This window comes from Bacillus sp. FSL W8-1127 (assembly GCF_038006725.1).
Lineage (GTDB): Bacteria > Bacillota > Bacilli > Bacillales > DSM-4216 > Bacillus_O > Bacillus_O smithii.
Window position 1 is genome coordinate 960,858 of the sequence record NZ_JBBOVU010000001.1, and the last position, 18,164, is coordinate 979,021.

Genomic DNA, 18,164 nt, shown 5'->3' on the forward strand with positions numbered 1-18,164 from the left:
ATTCTAATAAGATTGTGTATATCGAAATATAAAAAAATTAGTTATTGCAAAAAAGTTAAAATAGATTATAATAATTATCAAATCTTTCGAAAAAATAGGAAGATACTATCATAAAAGGAGGTCAAATTCCCTATGAAAAAGAAGTTCTCTCTTTTTCTCGTTTTCTTGCTTGCTCTCGGCACGGTGTTGACTGCATGCAGCGGCAGTAAATCCGGCGATGGCGGCAAAGACGAGGACAATGCCAAAAAAGATCAAGTATTAAATCTGGTTGAAACGCAGGAAATACCAACGATGGATTCTGCGTTAGCAACTGATGTTGTTTCCTTTACTGCTTTAAATAATGTAATGGAAGGGCTTTATCGTTTAGGAAAAAACGATGAACCTGTAGAAGGAATAGCGGAAGGGGAACCGCAAGTCAGCAAAGATGGAAAAACATGGACATTTAAACTACGCGATGCGAAATGGTCCAATGGAGACCCGGTAACAGCCGGCGATTTCGTATATGCATGGAGAAAAGTAGTGGATCCGAAGACTGCCTCTCAATATGCATACATAATGTATGACATCAAAAATGCACAAGCGATCAATGAAGGAAAAATGAAGCCGGAACAATTGGGAGTAAAAGCGCTGGACGATAAAACGCTTCAAGTTCAGCTTGAGTCACCGGTTCCTTACTTTAAAAATCTTCTAACGTTTGGAACATTCTTGCCTCAAGACGAAAAATTTGTCAAAGAACAAGGCAAGAACTACGGTTTAGAAGCTGATACCACTGTTTACAACGGCCCGTTTGTTCTGTCTTCTTGGAAGCATGACGACAAATGGCAAATGAAGAAAAATCCGAATTATTGGGATAAAGATTCTGTAAAACTGAAAGAAGTTAATGTGAAAGTCATCAAAGATACGCAAACTGGAGTGAACTTGTATGAAAGCAATGCCACTGACCGCGTCAATCTCGATTCTGAATTTGTTGATAAGTATAAAAATGACAAAGATTTGAAATATGAAAAAGAAGCAACTGTTTTCTTCCTGCGCTTCAATGAACAAAACCCTGTATTGAAAAATGTGGATGCCCGCAAGGCCATCAGCATGGCTTTTGATAAAAATCAATTTACCAAAGTCGTTTTAAATAACGGATCTATCCCTGCTGATTATTTTGTTCCGGCAGAATTTGTCAAGGGGCCAAACGGAAAATATTTCCGAGATGAGAATGGAAACTTTAATACGTACAACGTAAAAGAAGCGAAAAAATATTGGGCAAAAGCGAAAAAAGCGTTGGGCAAAGACAAAATCACTTTAGAACTGTTAAATTATGACGATGACTTGTCCAGAAAAGCAGGCGAATATTTAAAAGAACAGCTGGAAAAGAACTTAAAAGGATTAACGGTTAATATTAAACAACAGCCGTTCAAACAAAAACTTGACCTTGAAGCCAAAATGAATTATGATTTCTCGCTTGCCGGCTGGGGACCAGACTATGCCGATCCGATGACGTTCATCGATATGTTTGTAACCGACGGCGGAAACAATGAAATGCATTATTCTAATCCTGAATATGACAAGCTTGTCCAAGAAGCCAAAACGACTTATGCTCTGCAGCCGGAAAAACGTTGGGAAGCGATGCTAAAAGCGGAAAAAATCCTTTTGGATCAAGATGCAGCCATCGCTCCTGTTTATCAAAGAGGAAGAGCAGTATTGCAACGTCCGTATGTAAAAGGATTGTTGAAACATAAAGTAGGCCCTGAACTATCTTACAAGTGGGTATCGATTCAGTAGAGGAATGAAGCTGACCTTGAAAAAGGAGGGTGTGTGCTTAAGAGCATATACTCTCCTTTTTCCCTAGTGGGGAAAATCATTCTGAATATAAGGAATTGACAAAAAATTGTTGAGTTTTGTCATAATGAAAAAGGAATGGAGGTTATCGGATGTTAAGATATACCATCAGGCGTATTGTTTATATGCTTGTGACGATGTTTGTGATTGCAACGGTCACGTTTTTTCTTATGAAGCTTCTGCCTGGATCCCCGTTGCATAATCAAGAAAAACTTTCACCAGACCAACAAAAAATCATTCTGGAAAAATACGGATTAAACGATCCGCTCCCCGTTCAATATGTTCGCTATATGGGGAACTTAGTAAAAGGAGATTTAGGAGTGTCATTCCAATATAATAACCGTCCGGTGTCGACGATGATTGCAGAACGGATTGGTCCTTCCGCCGTTTTAGGGTTTCAGGCTGTCGTGTTTGGCACCATTGTCGGCATTTTGCTTGGAATCATCGCAGCCTTAAAGTATAACACAATCGTGGATTATGGAGCTACCACCATTGCCGTTCTGGGGATTTCCATTCCTTCCTTTGTCTTTGCGGGATTTCTTCAATACTTTTTGGCGGTGAAGTTTCCGATCTTTCCGGTAGCGGATTGGGGCGGGTTCAAGTATACGGTGTTGCCGTCGCTTGCTCTGTCTGTACCCGTTATTGCCACAGTAGCACGTTTTATGAGAACGGAGCTTTTGGAAATTTTATCGTCGGATTACATTATGCTTGCCCGCGCAAAAGGGGTCGGGAAGCGGGATATTATTTTGAAGCATGCGCTACGAAACGCGCTTATTCCCATTATCACGTTGCTTGGTCCAATGATTGTGAACATTATAACCGGATCTTTAGTTATTGAAAATATTTTCGGAATTCCTGGTCTTGGGGATCAATTTGTCCGTTCGATTATGACGAATGACTTCGGCATGATTATGGGGACCACCTTGTTTTACAGCGCTCTGTTTATTTTTATGGTTTTTGTTGTGGATATTTTGTACGGAGTGATTGATCCGCGTATCCGTTTGACAGGAGGGAAGAAATCATGAATGCTGATCGTTTGCCAGACTTGAATCATCTCTCAGACGAACTGTTTGTTCCTGTTGAAAGAAAAGAGGAACAATTAGAAACTATCGAACGTCCAAGCTTGAATAATTGGCAAGATGCCTGGATTCGACTGAAAGGAAATAAAGGAGCTGTTGTCGGTTTAATTTTGATCATTTTGATTTCAGTGATGGCGATTATTGGGCCTAGCCTGTCCGGACACACGTATAAAGAACAAAATGTCGCTCATACGAAACTTCCGCCTAAAATTCCTGGATTGGAAAAAATTTCGTGGCTGCCGTTCAACGGAAAGGATCAAGACGGATTTGATATGTACAAAGCCAAAAATGTAAAAGAATATTATTGGTTCGGCACGGATGAACTGGGACGGGATTTATGGACAAGAACTTGGTATGGAACTCGCATTTCGATTTACATCGGTATTTTAGCTGCGGCCATCGATTTGCTGATTGGCGTTTTATATGGAGGCATCTCTGGTTTTTACGGAGGAAAAGTGGATGATATTATGCAGCGGATCAGCGAAGTGTTGATGGGAATTCCGCAATTAATTATTGTCATTCTCTTTATTCTCGTGATCCAGCCGGGAATCATGTCGATCACATTGGCGATGGTCATTACCGGCTGGGTAAATATGGCGAGAATTGTCCGCGGACAAATATTGAAATTGAAAAACCAAGAATTTGTTCTTGCTTCCCGAACGCTGGGGGCTTCCAATAAGAGATTGATAGCTAAACACTTGATTCCCAATATAGTGGGCCAAATTGTTATTACCACTATGTTTACGGTTCCGAATGCCATTTTCACCGAGGCGTTTTTAAGTTTTATCGGTTTGGGGATTCGGCCGCCGGAAGCTTCTCTCGGCTCATTGGTGAACGACGGATTCAAATCCTTGCAAACGAATCCTTATATGCTCATCATTCCATCTGTCATCATCAGCTTGTTGATCTTAAGCTTTAACTTATTGGCAGATGGATTGCGCGATGCGTTAGACCCGAAGATGCGTAAGTAAGAAGAAAGAGGAGAATCGAAATGGAAAATATACTCGAAGTTAAAAATTTACATGTTTCCTTCGATACGCATGCAGGAGAGGTTCAGGCTGTTCGGGGGGTGAATTTTGAATTAAAAAAAGGAGAAACGCTGGCCATCGTGGGAGAATCCGGGTCGGGAAAGTCGGTGACCACTAAAGCCATTATGCGTTTAATTCCCAGCTCGTTCGGTTCGATTAAAGAAGGAGAAATTTTATTTGCCGGAAAAGATCTGACGAAATTATCGGATTCGGAAATGGATCAAATCAGGGGAAAAGAAATTTCGATGATTTTTCAAGATCCGATGACATCGCTGAATCCGACGATGACCATCGGAAAACAAATTATGGAACCTTTAAGAAAACATCGAAAGCTGTCAAAAGTAGAAGCGAAAAAAAAGGCGATTGATCTTCTGCATTTGGTTGGTTTACCTCAACCGGAAGCGCGCTTTAAGCAATACCCTCATCAATTTTCAGGCGGACAAAGACAGCGAATTGTGATTGCCATTGCGCTTGCATGCAATCCGAAAATTCTCATTGCCGATGAACCAACGACGGCTTTAGATGTGACCATCCAGGCACAAATTTTAGAATTGATGAAAGATTTACAACAAAAAATGGAGACTTCCATCATTTTCATTACCCATGATTTAGGAGTGGTCGCCAATGTAGCGGATCGTGTGGCGGTCATGTACGGCGGGCAAATAGTTGAAATTGGAACAGTGGACGAAATATTTTATGATCCAAGACATCCGTATACATGGGGGCTTCTTGCTTCGATGCCGAGCATGGAGATCGATCAGAATGAGGAATTAAAAGCGATCCCCGGTACTCCCCCGGACTTGCTTCGTCCACCTAAAGGCGATGCTTTCGCTTTAAGAAGCGAATATGCTTTGAAAATTGATTTTAAATATGAACCGCCTGTTTATAAGGTTTCGGATACCCATCTAGTGAAATCGTGGCTGCTTCATCCGGAAGCACCGGAAGTGGAGCCGCCTGAAATCGTGAAACAGCGTATCCGCTTGATGCCAGGCAATTATAAGGAACCGTTGCTCGTGAAGGGGGTGTAGGAAGGTGGCAGAAAAATTATTGGAAATCCAAAACTTGAAACTTTATTTTAACGAAGGTAAACCGAACATGGTAAAAGCGGTAGATGATATATCGTTCGATATCTATAAAGGAGAAACGCTTGGCCTTGTTGGAGAGTCGGGATGCGGAAAATCAACGACAGGAAGAACGATCATTCGTCTATATGAAGCGACAGGCGGTAAGGTTTTATTTCAAGGAAAAGATGTACACGGCAGAAAATCGAAAAAGGAATTAAAAGAATTCAATCGGAAAATGCAAATGATTTTCCAAGATCCTTATGCATCCCTGAATCCACGGATGAAAGTCGCTGATATCATCGCGGAAGGCATCGATATTCACGGATTAGCGAAATCCAAAGAAGAACGAATGGAAAAAGTATATAAATTACTGGAAACAGTTGGATTAAAAAAAGATCATGCAGACCGATATCCTCATGAATTTTCAGGCGGACAGCGGCAAAGAATTGGAATTGCACGCGCTCTTGCAGTGGAACCGGAATTTATTATTGCGGATGAACCGATTTCTGCGTTGGATGTTTCCATTCAAGCACAAGTAGTCAACTTACTAAAAAAATTGCAAAAAGAAAAAGGGCTGACGTATTTATTCATCGCCCATGATTTGTCCATGGTGAAATATATCAGCGATCGAATTGGTGTGATGTATTTTGGCAAATTAGTGGAACTGGCACCAAGCGAGGAACTGTATCGGAATCCTCTTCATCCTTACACACAATCCCTTCTCTCGGCCATCCCGCTGCCGGATCCTGAAAGTGAACGTTCGCGAAAAAGAATTTTGTATGATCCGAGCGTCCACCAATACGGACCTGATGATCAATTGGAAATGCGGGAAGTGACTCCCGGACATTTTGTCTATTGTTCAGAAAAAGAGTGGCATCAGTATAAAAACAGTCTAAACGAGTAATTTTGCATTCAAAAGATTTGAATGGTGCATCTTAAGAACGTTTGCGAAAAGCGATATTCTTTATATGAGGAAACACGATCCTTTTTCAGGGGATCGTGTTTTATTTGCACACATGTATCTGTCTAAAGTTCCAATTAAGAAGGCAACAGCCGCGATAGCTTAACGGAAGAGCGTACATTGAGGCGGAATCTGAAGGAAGAGGACGGCAAACTTCCGGTGAAAGAATACGGATTACCCGTTTTTCATCATCGTATACATCATCAGCGGGGGATAAAAGGACATTACACTTGTGCCTAATGTCTTTAGCGATGATTTAAATTCGCAGTTCCTGTTGTCCAAGATCCATTTATCTGTTTCTATATGTGGCTCATTTCATTTTTGCGAACCTTTTTTGTGAGAGAGCAGGTTCTTTCGGCATTCCGATTGTTTGGATTCTTTCTTGATTTGTCGAAGTCATCTCCAGGATGCGTCGCCAAAATAAACATCTCTTGGCTCCGAGCAATTTTGAGCTTTTTATCTTTTGGCTATGTTATATTACAGGACATAGTCGGATTATCTCGAAATCCGTTCGCTTTTCCTTCTTATTTCAGTATGAAAAATGAACAGAGTAATTTTCTCTTAAAAGTTTTATTGCAGCTATTTCCGAATATGTTTGAACAAATAGACATAATAAAGCGATTTCAATAAGCAGATAAATCTAAATTGAAGAAATATTGATATTATTTTAATAAATTGATATACTCTAAAATAAAGTAGTGCAATGTTCTTAAATGATGGAAGACTTCATCGAGAAAGGAATACAACAAAGGAGGTGTTGATGTGATCTCGTTCCGACATGTGAACAAATATTACGGAAATTTTCATGTTTTAAAAGATATTAATCTTGAAATCAATGAAGGAGAAGTCGTCGTGGTGATCGGTCCTTCCGGATCGGGGAAAAGCACGATGCTCCGCTGCATCAATCGTTTGGAAGAGATTACGGATGGCGAACTTCTCGTCAGAAATCTTAAAGTAAATGACAAAAAAACTGACATCAACGAATTGCGAAAAAATATCGGCATGGTCTTCCAACATTTCAATTTGTATCCGCATAAAACCGTTTTGCAAAATATTACTCTTGCGCCGATTAAAGTGCTCGGCTTGGGAAAAGAGGAAGCGGAGAAAAGGGCTATGCGTTACCTGGAAAGAGTGGGCATCCCGGATAAAGCGAATTCGTACCCATCGCAATTATCGGGCGGCCAGCAGCAGCGTGTGGCCATTGCTCGCGGGCTGGCGATGGAGCCGAGCATTATGCTGTTTGACGAACCGACTTCCGCGCTTGACCTGGAAATGATCGGGGAAGTGCTCGATGTTATGAAGTCGTTGGCAAAAGACGGCATGACAATGGTGGTCGTCACGCATGAAATGGGATTCGCCCGTGAAGTAGCAGACCGCGTCATCTTCATGGACCAGGGGAGGATCATCGAAGACAACACGCCGGAAGAATTTTTCAAAAACCCGCGTGCGGAACGGGCGCGCACCTTTTTGAACCGTGTTCTCAATCATTAAATATATATAGAGGGGGATTAGAATGAGAAAGATGAAAAAATGGTTTACAGTGGGCTTGATTTTTGTTTTAGCGGCCGCTTTGATGGCGGGCTGCGGCAAGTCAAAAACGACGAGCGGCAGCAGCGATGATCCGATCCAGCAAATCAAAGACAAGGGGAAAGTGGTTGTCGGAGTCAAATATGATACATATTTATTTGGCTACAAAGATCCGAAAACCGGAAAAGTGGAAGGTTTTGATATTGATATTGCTAAAGCGATTTCCAAGAAAATTTTCGGCGATAAGGTAAAAGTGGAACTCAAGGAAGTCACGTCCAAAACACGGATTCCGATGTTGCAAAACGGTGATGTAGATATGGTCGTCGCCACTATGACGATCACGCCGGACCGCAAAAAAGTCGTCGATTTCTCGGATGTCTACTTTGACGCCGGTCAATCGCTCCTTGTGAAAAAAGGCAGCAAGATTCATAGCGTCAAAGATTTGAAAAAAGGGACAAAAGTATTGACGGTAAAAGGTGCGACGTCCGGGGACAACGTCAAGAAAGCCGCACCCGACACGCAAGTGCTCGAGTTTGAAAACTACCAGGAAGCATTCACAGCTTTGAAATCAGGAAAAGGCGATGCGCTGACAACCGACAATTCGATTCTTTATGGCATGGCTGCTCAAGATCCGGATTATCAGGTCGTTGGCGGTACATTTACGAATGAGCCGTACGGCATTGCGATGAAAAAAGGGAATACGAAACTCGTGAAAGCTGTAAACAAGGCTTTAAAAGAACTGAAAGACAGCGGAGAATACGACAAAATCAAAAACAAATGGATCAAAGAATAATAATCCGGAAAGGGGTGGGCAAATTCGCCCATCCCTTTCCACTGATTGAACCGTAAAGGAGTGAAACAGGTATGCTCGATTTTTCGATCCTTACTGACTATTTAGATTTATACATGCAGGGCTTCGTCAATACGATTAAAATCAGCATTATCGGTCTGATTGCCAGTTTCATTCTTGGCAACATCATTGCCGTTTTCCGGCTGGCCCCTGTCAAGCTGCTGAATTTTATCGGCGCCTTCTACGTGGAAGTAGTCCGCAACATTCCGTTAATTCTGATCGGTTTCTTTTTCTACAACGGGCTCAGTTATTTCCATATTAACTTAAGCGGATTTATCGCAGGGACCATTGCGCTTTCCATCTACACAGCCGCCTTTATTGCAGAAGCCGTGCGTGCCGGCATCCAATCGGTCGATAGGGGACAGCTTGAAGCTGCGCGTTCCACAGGCCTGACTTACATCCAGGCGATGCGTTATATTATTTTGCCTCAAGCGATCAAAATCGTAATCCCGCCGATCGGCAACCAATTCCTGAACTTGGTTAAAAACTCTTCCATTCTTGGGGTTTTTGCAGGGCTCGACCTTATGTACTACGCCGATATCATCCACGAAAAAACGTGGATTACGTTTGATACGTATATTTTTGTCGGCATGTTTTATCTCGTCCTGACCATTCCGCTCAGCTTGCTGGTCAACTACCTGGAACGCCGGCTGGCAAGAAGCGAATAACGACGCATAAACAAATCATTTGGAACGATACAAGGAGGGGAACGTTATGGACTTTGCCGGAGCTTATTCAGGCGAAAATTTGGCATATTTACTGCAAGGCTTTGCGGTGACATTGAAAGTTGCCGTTGTGTCCATTATTTTAAGCTTCATCTTCGGCTGTGTACTCGGCATTTTGCGTTACACAAAAATTCCGGTTTTATCGAGTGTGGTTGCGCTTATAGTGGAAGTCATCCGGAACTTGCCGCTGATTTTGATTATTTTCTTTACATATTTTGCCTTGCCGGAAGTCGGCATCAAAATGAGCGTTACGATGGCGGCGATTGCAGCCCTGACAGTGTTCGAATCGGCCATGATAGCCGAAATCGTGCGCGGCGGCTTGAACTCGATTCCAAAAGGGCAGATTGAAGCCGCCCGTTCATCAGGCCTTAATTATATCCAAACGCTGTGGCATATCATCCTGCCGCAAGCTTTGAAAAAAATGATCCCGCCGCTTGTGAGCCAGTTCATCTCGCTGTTAAAAGATACTTCTCTTGCGATTATCATTTCGCTGCCGGAACTTTTGCACAACGCAAAAGGCATCTACAGCGGGGAAAGCGGCGCAAAATACATTATCCCGATTCTGCTTCTTTCCGCATTTATGTATTTCATCGTCAACTATTTGCTGTCCATCTTGGCCAGAAAACTTGAAAAACGCCTTGATCCGGATCGCTCCACCGCCAAGCAGCTCGCCAACACGACTGAAAACATGATTTAAAAGCGGAAAAAGGTATCTCAAAGCGATTGGGATACTTCTTTTTATAGTAAGTAAGATTTGTTTTAAGCTTTAGATGGATTTTGCTGGATTTCTGCCAAATGTAAAAGAGTAAACGCCAGTGATGGACGAAATCAACAAGAACTGCGCCACCTTCCCTACTCGATTGGAAAATGTGAATGGCTGAAGTAAAGAGGAATCGAATTCTGTCTGTCATCCGTATATCTTGCCGGACAATAATGAATGAGGAAGGAAAGAAAAAGAATATTTTAGAGAATTTTAGGAAATCTATATCAAAAATATTGAATATGGTGTATAATACATAATGTATCTTCGCTCCAAAATTATTTTATCTTTAAAATATTCATTTATTGATATTCCTCAAGATGAATCAAGTATTATTAAAATTTAAGGAGTGTGATTGAGGAATGGTAACAATATACACTTCACCAAGTTGTACATCTTGCCGAAAAGCAAAAGCATGGTTGGAAAAGCATGATATTCCATATACGGAACGAAATATTTTTTCCGAACCTCTCACCATTGAAGAAATTAAAAGTATTTTAAGAATGACGGAAGATGGAACGGATGAGATCATCTCTACCCGTTCGAAAATATTCCAAAAATTAAACGTTGATTTGGACGCTCTTCCGCTTCAAGATTTGTTTGAATTGATCCAGGCTAACCCTGGTCTGTTAAGAAGACCGATTATTATGGATGAAAAGCGCCTTCAAGTGGGATACAACGAAGATGAAATTCGACGCTTTTTACCTAGAAAAGTACGGACATTCCAATTGTTGGAAGCTCAAAAAATGGTGAACTAAGCTTTTGCTTCGATAGACGTTTTTCGATAGGGCTGGTTTTCTTTAAGAAAATCAGCCCTATTTTTGTGAGCTTTTCCATATCCTAGTGACATGTGACTCCAAGAATTATACAATGAATGGTAATCATAAATGGATAAGGTGGTCAAGATGAAGAATCATTTTCTTTCGATCCCATTATAATAGACAAAAAGAACAAGAAAAAGAGGCAATTTTCATTGGACAAAGGAGAAAGACATCCACATGAATAAACTTTGGCTTAGAATCTTCTTAACCTTTTTTGCGCTTTTGTTGGCCGTTCTCCTTGGGATTGGGTTTGTCATTGCGGACATCATGAAAAATACTTACATGGATATGATCCGAAACCAATTGTCCCAGACCGCTGATATCATTGTCAAAACGGTTGACACCAAGTCCATGTTTCAACATTCAAATGAGCTTCAAAACTATATTCACCACTATTATTCTTATCACGATCCGCGGATCACGATTATTAGAGCAGATGGGAAAGTGCTTGCAGACTCCGACCGTGATCCTCGCAAAATGGAAAATCATTCAAACCGTCCCGAATTTCGTGAAGTGATTCGCGAACATCGTTCATATGGGGAATCTATTCGCCGCAGCCCGACGCTTGGCTATAGCATGATTTACATAGCGAAACCGATCCAAAAAGACGGAAAGTCCATTGGCGTTGTACGGATTTCCGTTACTTTAAAAAAAATTGAACACACGCTCGATCAACTATGGATCAGTCTCGGTTTGGCCATGGTGATGACCTTAACGGTTTCCGGATTCATCGGATTCAGAATGGCTAAACGGTTTACACGGCCGATTGAAGCGAGCATTCAAGTTGCGAATCGCCTAATTGAAAAAGATTATGACAGCAGAGTGAAAACAAAGGCGAGCGGCGAGTTGAAACAGCTCGTGAATGCGATCAATGACTTAGCCATCAGTTTAAAGCAGCAGATGGAAGAAATCCGTGAAAACCAGCAGCGGCTGACTGGGGTATTGGCTAATATGGTAAGCGGCGTCATGCTCATTAACCCTGCTGGAAGAATTACTCTTGTCAACAGGGCGATGGAAAAAATTATCGGTGCTTCTTCTGAAAATTTAATTGGAAAGCTTCATATCGAAGCGGGGAAAAACTTTGGTCTTAGCCAGCTGATAGACCGTTCATTAAAAGAAGGAGTGCACATTCATGAAGAAGTGCATATTTATTATCCGAAAGAAAGGATACTGGATGCGCATATTGCCCCATATGTGGGCGATCATGAAGAAGTAAAAGGAGTCATAACCGTTCTTCACGATATTACAGACATTCGCCGGCTCGAAAAAATCCGCAGCGAGTTCGTAGCCAATGTTTCCCATGAATTAAAAACACCGGTGACTTCATTAAAAGGATTTGCGGAAACTTTGTTAGACGGGGCCATGTATGATGAAGAAACTTGCCGTACTTTTTTAAAAATCATTTATGATGAAAGTGACCGGCTGCATCGCTTAATTTCAGACATTCTGGATTTATCCAAAATTGAACAGCAGAGATTGCCTTTAAAGCCTGAGCCTCTCAACGTATCACAGGTTATTAACGAGACAGCGGAAACCATCCAAGAGACGATTCATAAAAAACGGCTTCATCTGAGTCTTCCGGATCATAAAGAAGTGGTGATCGAAGCGGAAAAAGATCGGCTGCAGCAAATCATATTAAATCTTTTAACGAATGCCGCGGCTTACACACCTGAAGGCGGGTACATCGATATAGAACTGCATGAAAGAGAAAAAGAAGTGGACATTGTCATAAGAGATACGGGAATCGGCATTTCCAAGCAAGATTTGCCTAGGATCTTTGAACGTTTTTACCGCGTGGATAAAGCAAGATCTCGTCAGTCTGGAGGAACAGGTCTTGGTCTCGCCATTGTCAAGCATTTAGTGGAGTCCCATCATGGCACTATTCAAGTAGAAAGCGAGGAAGGAAAAGGGACGGCATTCACCATTACTTTGCCGAAAAAGCAAATAAAATCGTAACTATGAACCGCACCCATCTCATTCATGGTGCGGTTTTTTCATTACATTTAATCGCTTTTGATCATAGATAAGACCTTAGTTTTACAGCTTCAAAACAATAAATATGACCGTCTTTACAATTTCTTAACATTCTATTAATACAGGCTTAATACCGCCCCATTATCTTAAAACTTGTAAGAGAGAACAGAACCTTATTAATTCATAGGGGGAAAAAAAATGAGAAAAAGATTGATCGCATTGTTCACAATGGTACTGCTATTTGCCTTCGCGGCAGCAGGATGCGGCAACAATTCAAACAAGGATGCCGGCACTCCTAGCAAAACCGACAATAACAATGGAACAGCCCAATCTGGTTCCATTACAGCGGTAGGATCTACTGCATTACAACCTCTTGTACAAGAAGCAGCTACTGAATATATGAATAAAAACTCCGGTACAACGATCAATGTACAAGGCGGAGGAAGCGGAACAGGCTTAAGCAAAGTGCAAGAAGGTGCTGTCGATATTGGGAACTCCGACGTGTTTGCTGAAGAAAAAGACGGTATTGACGCCAGCAAACTAGTTGATCATAAAGTCGCTGTTGTAGGAATGGGACCCGTTGCCAATAAAGATGTGGGTGTAGATAATCTGACGAAAAAACAATTAATCGACATCTTTACTGGAAAAGTGAAAAACTGGAAAGAAGTTGGCGGTAAAGATCAAAAAATCGTTGTCATCAACCGCGCAGAAGGATCTGGAACAAGAGCTGTGTTTGAAAAAACGGCATTGGATGGTGCGACACCGATTAAATCCCAAGAACAAGATTCTTCCGGAACGGTTCAAAAAATCGTTAGCGAAACTCCAGGAGCAATTAGTTATTTAGCATTTTCTTACTTCAACGATCAAATGACTGCTTTAAAAGTGGACGGGGTTGAACCGACGGAACAAAATGTAGAATCAGGAAAATGGAAAATCTGGGCATATGAACATATGTATACAAATGGCGAACCATCCGGATTAACAAAAGATTTTCTTGATTATATGATGTCCGATGATGTTCAAAACAGCCTTGTTAAAAAATTAGGTTATATACCGGTATCAGGAATGAAAGTTGAACGTGATGCAAAGGGAACGATCACCCAAAAATAATTTTTGGGGGGTCTCTCCCTTTTTCTTACTTGTATTGGAAAGGGGAAACCGAATTGAGCGACAGAGTAGTTGAGTGGACAAAAATGAAGAGTGCTCGTGCGAAATCAAAAATATGGATTGAGCGGCGCGGGAGAATGGTGACACTTTTATGCGTCGCCTTTATGGTTTTTGTGGCAGCCTCTATTTTGTATTTTGTGACATCAAAAGGATTGAGTACGTTTGTAATCAATAAAGCAAGCATTGCCGACTTTCTTTTTGGAAAAGAATGGGATCCGGGGAAGCTGGATAAGGAAGGGAAACCGGTAGTCGGCGCATTGCCGATGATTGCAGGATCGTTTGCCGTCACGCTGTTTTCTGCTTTAATTTGCACTCCATTTGCTATCGGCGGGGCTGTGTTTATGACGGAAATTTCCCCGAAATTTGGGAAAAGAATTTTGCAGCCGGTCATTGAATTATTGGTCGGTATTCCTTCGGTTGTTTATGGATTTACTGGATTAAGCTTGGTAGTCCCTTTTTTAAGAGATCATTTTTCAGGCAGCGGATTTGGTATTGCCGCGGCGACGATCGTATTGACCGTCATGATTTTGCCGACGATGATGAGTTTATCGGTGGATGCCATTCTGGCGGTTCCGGCTTCATTACGGGAAGCATCGCTCGCATTGGGGGCCACAAGATGGCAAACCATTTATAAGGTAGTGCTCAGGACAGCGCGCCCTGGCATTTTGACGGCTATGATTTTTGGAATGGCTCGTGCGTTTGGAGAAGCTTTGGCTGTTCAAATGGTCATCGGAAACTCGGCTGTGATTCCAAAATCGTTGATGGAACCAGCATCCACTTTGACGAGTATTTTGACTATGGGTATGGGAAATACCGTTATGGGCCAAGTGGAGAATAATGCGTTGTGGACTTTGGCGCTCATCTTATTATTGATGTCTTTAATTTTTATTATGATTGTAAGGATTTTGGGACGCAGGAGGACTTTTGAATGAAAGCGAAAATAGCTGATCGTGTAGCAACGGTTGTATTTTATATCATCGCGCTATTGCTCGTGCTTCTGTTGGCAGGGCTTCTTGGTTATATATTGCTAAAAGGTCTTTCGCATATTTCCTGGCATTTTATTACATCGCCTCCGGAAAGTTTTCAAGCGGGCGGCGGAATTGGACCTCAGTTGTTTAACTCACTTTATCTACTGGTGTTGACGATGCTCATTAGTATCCCTCTGTCACTTGGTGCCGGAATTTACATGGCGGAATATGCGAAAAAAAATATATGGACGAATATTTTGAGAACGGTCATCGAAGTACTATCGTCTTTACCGTCCATCGTAGTAGGATTGTTTGGTTTTCTCTTTTTTGTTATTTCGATGGGCTGGGGATTTTCCATCTTATCCGGTGCATTAGCATTAACATTGTTTAATTTGCCTCTTATGGTGCGGGTAGTGGAAGATTCGATAAGGGGAGTTCCATCTTCACAAAGAGAAGCAGGTCTAGCCCTCGGCGTTTCCAAATGGGAAACGATTAAACACGTCTTGCTGCCGGCTGCACTGCCTGGAATCATTACCGGTATTATTTTGGCATCAGGAAGAGTTTTCGGTGAAGCGGCCGCTCTCATTTATACCGCAGGAATGAGTTCTCCTAATCTGGATTTTACCAATTGGAATCCATTCAGCCCAACCTCTCCGTTAAATCCGCTGCGTCCTGCTGAAACTCTGGCTGTCCATATTTGGAAAGTAAACGGCGAAGCGGTGATACCGGATGTTAATGCCGTATCTAGCGGGGCTTCTGCTGTGCTTGTGTTATTTATATTAGTCTTTAATGTCAGCGCCCGTTGGATTGGAAAAAGAATTTATCGGCGGATGACATCAAGCTAAGGGAGGAAGAACAGAATGGCGACGACAACACTGATGAAAGAAAATAAAGCGAGCAGCAACGTTCGCTCAGGAGTTATGAAAATGACAGTCCCCAACAGCAGTTCTGAAAATCAATTAAAGAGTGAAAACGTCGTTTTAAAAACGAATAGTTTACGTGTTTTTTACGGAAACCATCTGGCGATCAAGAATGTCAGCGCCTCTTTTATGGAAAATCGGGTAACGGCTCTTATCGGTCCATCTGGATGCGGCAAATCCACCTATTTGCGAAGTTTAAACCGTATGAATGATGAAATTCCCGGATGCAGAATAGAAGGAGAAATTTTATACAGAGGCATCGATTTAAATCATCCGCAAGCGAATGTATTTGATATCCGGAAAAGGATTGGAATGGTATTTCAACGGCCTAATCCTTTTGCTAAATCCATTTTTGAGAATGTGGCTTTCGGACCGAAGCACCATGGCGTCAAAAATAAACAGCTGTTAGAGGAAATCGTTGAAAAAAGCTTACGGAAAGCAGCATTGTGGGATGAAGTGAAGGACCGGCTTCATCGTTCCGCGTTGGCTTTATCAGGAGGCCAGCAGCAACGGTTATGCATAGCAAGAGCTTTAGCGATGGAGCCAGACGTTTTATTGCTGGATGAACCGGCTTCGGCACTTGATCCTGTTTCAACGGGCAAGGTAGAAGAATTAATCGAAGAATTGAAAAAAGATTACACGGTGATCATTGTGACGCACAATATGCAGCAAGCCGCACGGATTTCCGATTATACGGCCTTCTTTTATATGGGGGAACTCGTTGAATTCGGGGAAACAACAGAACTTTTTACAAACCCGAAAAAGAAGCAAACGGAAGACTATATTACTGGAAATTTCGGTTAAAGTTTCAATCGGAGGAGAGAACAAGATGGCCATTGCGACCCAACAACAATCCATTATTCAGGCCCGTAATGTCAATGTTTATTATGGTGACTTCCATGCGTTGAAAAACATTCATTTTGAAGTGAAAAAACATCATATTACTGCACTGATTGGTCCATCCGGATGCGGCAAATCCACTTTTTTGCGTACTTTGAACCGTATGAACGATCAAATAGCTGGATTTCGCGTCGAAGGGGATATCATCATTGAAGGAAAACCAATATACAGCCCTAAAACAGATGTCGTTCAATTAAGGAAACGTGTCGGCATGGTATTCCAGCGGCCCAATCCGTTTCCTATGTCCATTTATGACAATGTTGCCTATGGACCAAGGATCCATGGAATAAAAAAGACTCGCGACTTAGATGAAATAGTGGAAAAAAGTCTTCGATATGCTGCTTTATGGGATGAGGTTAAAGACCGCCTTCATACTTCCGCCATGGGACTTTCAGGTGGACAACAGCAGCGTTTGGTCATAGCGAGGGTGCTTGCGGTCGAACCGGAGATCATTTTAATGGATGAACCGGCTTCCGCGTTGGACCCTATTTCTACTGCAAAAATAGAAGAATTGATTTTAGAGTTGAAAAAGTCCTACACCATCGTGATAGTGACGCACAATATGCAACAGGCGGCGCGTGTTTCGGACGAAACGGCCTTTTTCCTAAATGGTCAAGTTGTTGAATTTAACGATACGGAAACGATTTTTACTAATCCACAAAGGAAAGAGACAGAAGACTATATTTCCGGTCGTTTTGGATGATTTATTTTTCAGACAGGACAAAAGCGGTCGAGAAAAAGGATAGGGGGTTCGGCTAAAGTGCCTAGAAAATTATTTGAAATTCGTTTGCAGGAGCTGCATGAGACGTTGTTAAAAATGGGACTTCTGGTGGAAGAAGCGATTTTTAAAAGCGTGCATTCGCTGGTCGAAAAAGATTCGGAGCAAGCAACAAATGTCATCCATAACGATCCGAAGATCAATGATTATGAAATTGAAATTGAAAAGAAATGCTTTGAGTTGATCGCAACGCAGCAGCCGGTTGGCACTGATTTAAGGAAGATTGCGACCATGTTGAAAGTGGCAACCGATTTGGAACGGATGGCTGACCATGCAGTGAGCATTGCAAAAATCACCATCCGTTTGGAAAATGAAATTTATTTAAAACCGCTCATCAATATCCCCCAAATGGCAGAATGTGTGAAAGAAATGGTTCACGAAGTGCTTGAAGCCTATATTTCCTTAAACGAGCTGACGGCGGTGAAAGTGTCCGAAAGGGACGACATGGTAGACCGTTATTTTTCACAGATTGTATTAGATTTAGTGGAAGACATGAAACAAAATCAATCACAAATTCATCAAGCGTCGCATCTCCTGCTTGCTGCTCAGCATTTGGAACGAATCGGAGATTATGTGACAAATATTTGCGAATGGATTGTGTATTTGAAGACAGGTACCATCGTCGAATTAAATAAATAGTTTCATTATGAAACAATAATCTTCTAAAGCATGCTGATGAAAAAGCGTGCTTTTTTGTTTTTGGCTTTGTTAAATAATTTTGCCGATATTTAATTGAAAAGAACGATTCTAAAATAATGAAAAGGACGAGAGTGAGTGCTTTCGAATCGTGTGGAACGAACGGTTTTTTATGC

At 41.8% G+C, this 18,164-nt stretch carries 17 protein-coding genes; all 17 read left to right on the top strand.

Annotated elements, in window-relative coordinates; all coding sequences use genetic code 11:
- Positions 1-132: 132 nt before the first annotated feature.
- The 17 genes from NST12_RS04585 (at position 133) to phoU (ending at position 17,991) form a co-directional block, all read left to right on the top strand.
- Positions 133-1,773 (top strand): peptide ABC transporter substrate-binding protein, encoded by a 1,641-nt coding sequence (locus tag NST12_RS04585; RefSeq protein ID WP_341100400.1) that lies wholly within the window; start codon positions 133-135, stop codon positions 1,771-1,773.
- Between the two features lie 149 nt (positions 1,774-1,922).
- Positions 1,923-2,855 (top strand): oligopeptide ABC transporter permease, encoded by a 933-nt coding sequence (opp3b, locus tag NST12_RS04590; RefSeq protein WP_003353683.1) that lies wholly within the window; start codon positions 1,923-1,925, stop codon positions 2,853-2,855.
- Complete coding sequence (gene opp3C / locus NST12_RS04595) at positions 2,852-3,880, top strand: oligopeptide ABC transporter permease (protein ID WP_341100402.1); 1,029 nt, start codon at positions 2,852-2,854, stop codon at positions 3,878-3,880. The genes opp3b and opp3C overlap by 4 nt, the downstream gene beginning before the upstream one ends.
- A gap of 20 nt (positions 3,881-3,900) precedes the next feature.
- Positions 3,901-4,965 (top strand): ABC transporter ATP-binding protein, encoded by a 1,065-nt coding sequence (locus NST12_RS04600; RefSeq protein WP_341028746.1) that lies wholly within the window; start codon positions 3,901-3,903, stop codon positions 4,963-4,965.
- A 4-nt stretch (positions 4,966-4,969) separates the two neighbouring features.
- On the top strand, positions 4,970-5,905 hold the full coding sequence (locus NST12_RS04605) for an ABC transporter ATP-binding protein (RefSeq protein WP_048622881.1): 936 nt from the start codon (positions 4,970-4,972) through the stop codon (positions 5,903-5,905).
- Between the two features lie 819 nt (positions 5,906-6,724).
- Positions 6,725-7,453, top strand: a complete 729-nt coding sequence (locus tag NST12_RS04610; RefSeq protein ID WP_341100405.1) for an amino acid ABC transporter ATP-binding protein — start codon at positions 6,725-6,727, stop codon at positions 7,451-7,453.
- A gap of 22 nt (positions 7,454-7,475) precedes the next feature.
- Positions 7,476-8,282 (top strand): glutamate ABC transporter substrate-binding protein, encoded by an 807-nt coding sequence (locus NST12_RS04615; RefSeq protein WP_048622884.1) that lies wholly within the window; start codon positions 7,476-7,478, stop codon positions 8,280-8,282.
- 71 nt (positions 8,283-8,353) lie between these two features.
- Complete coding sequence (locus NST12_RS04620; protein WP_003353675.1) at positions 8,354-9,007, top strand: amino acid ABC transporter permease; 654 nt, start codon at positions 8,354-8,356, stop codon at positions 9,005-9,007.
- 46 nt (positions 9,008-9,053) lie between these two features.
- Positions 9,054-9,761 carry an amino acid ABC transporter permease gene (locus NST12_RS04625; RefSeq protein WP_003353673.1) on the top strand — a complete coding sequence of 236 codons (708 nt, stop codon included), beginning with the start codon at positions 9,054-9,056 and terminating at the stop codon, positions 9,759-9,761.
- Positions 9,762-10,186: 425 nt separating this feature from the next.
- Entirely contained in the window at positions 10,187-10,582 is a 396-nt protein-coding gene (spxA, locus tag NST12_RS04630; protein ID WP_003353672.1) for a transcriptional regulator SpxA, read from the top strand.
- 240 nt (positions 10,583-10,822) lie between these two features.
- Positions 10,823-12,601, top strand: a complete 1,779-nt coding sequence (pnpS, locus tag NST12_RS04635) for a two-component system histidine kinase PnpS (protein WP_328203492.1) — start codon at positions 10,823-10,825, stop codon at positions 12,599-12,601.
- 216 nt (positions 12,602-12,817) lie between these two features.
- On the top strand, positions 12,818-13,729 hold the full coding sequence (locus NST12_RS04640) for a phosphate ABC transporter substrate-binding protein PstS family protein (protein WP_327797942.1): 912 nt from the start codon (positions 12,818-12,820) through the stop codon (positions 13,727-13,729).
- Positions 13,730-13,812: 83 nt separating this feature from the next.
- Positions 13,813-14,718: a phosphate ABC transporter permease subunit PstC gene (pstC, locus tag NST12_RS04645; protein ID WP_341102128.1), complete on the top strand. Its 906-nt coding sequence runs from the start codon at positions 13,813-13,815 to the stop codon at positions 14,716-14,718.
- On the top strand, positions 14,715-15,599 hold the full coding sequence (gene pstA, locus NST12_RS04650) for a phosphate ABC transporter permease PstA (RefSeq protein WP_270584391.1): 885 nt from the start codon (positions 14,715-14,717) through the stop codon (positions 15,597-15,599). The genes pstC and pstA overlap by 4 nt, the downstream gene beginning before the upstream one ends.
- A 75-nt stretch (positions 15,600-15,674) precedes the next feature.
- Positions 15,675-16,478 (top strand): phosphate ABC transporter ATP-binding protein PstB, encoded by an 804-nt coding sequence (gene pstB, locus NST12_RS04655; protein WP_048624395.1) that lies wholly within the window; start codon positions 15,675-15,677, stop codon positions 16,476-16,478.
- Positions 16,479-16,503: 25 nt separating this feature from the next.
- A complete protein-coding gene (gene pstB / locus NST12_RS04660) occupies positions 16,504-17,277 on the top strand; it encodes a phosphate ABC transporter ATP-binding protein PstB (protein WP_003353665.1) in 774 nt (257 codons plus the stop codon).
- A gap of 57 nt (positions 17,278-17,334) precedes the next feature.
- Positions 17,335-17,991, top strand: coding sequence for a phosphate signaling complex protein PhoU (gene phoU, locus NST12_RS04665; RefSeq protein WP_341100410.1), 657 nt, complete (start codon positions 17,335-17,337; stop codon positions 17,989-17,991).
- Positions 17,992-18,164 lie beyond the last annotated feature (173 nt).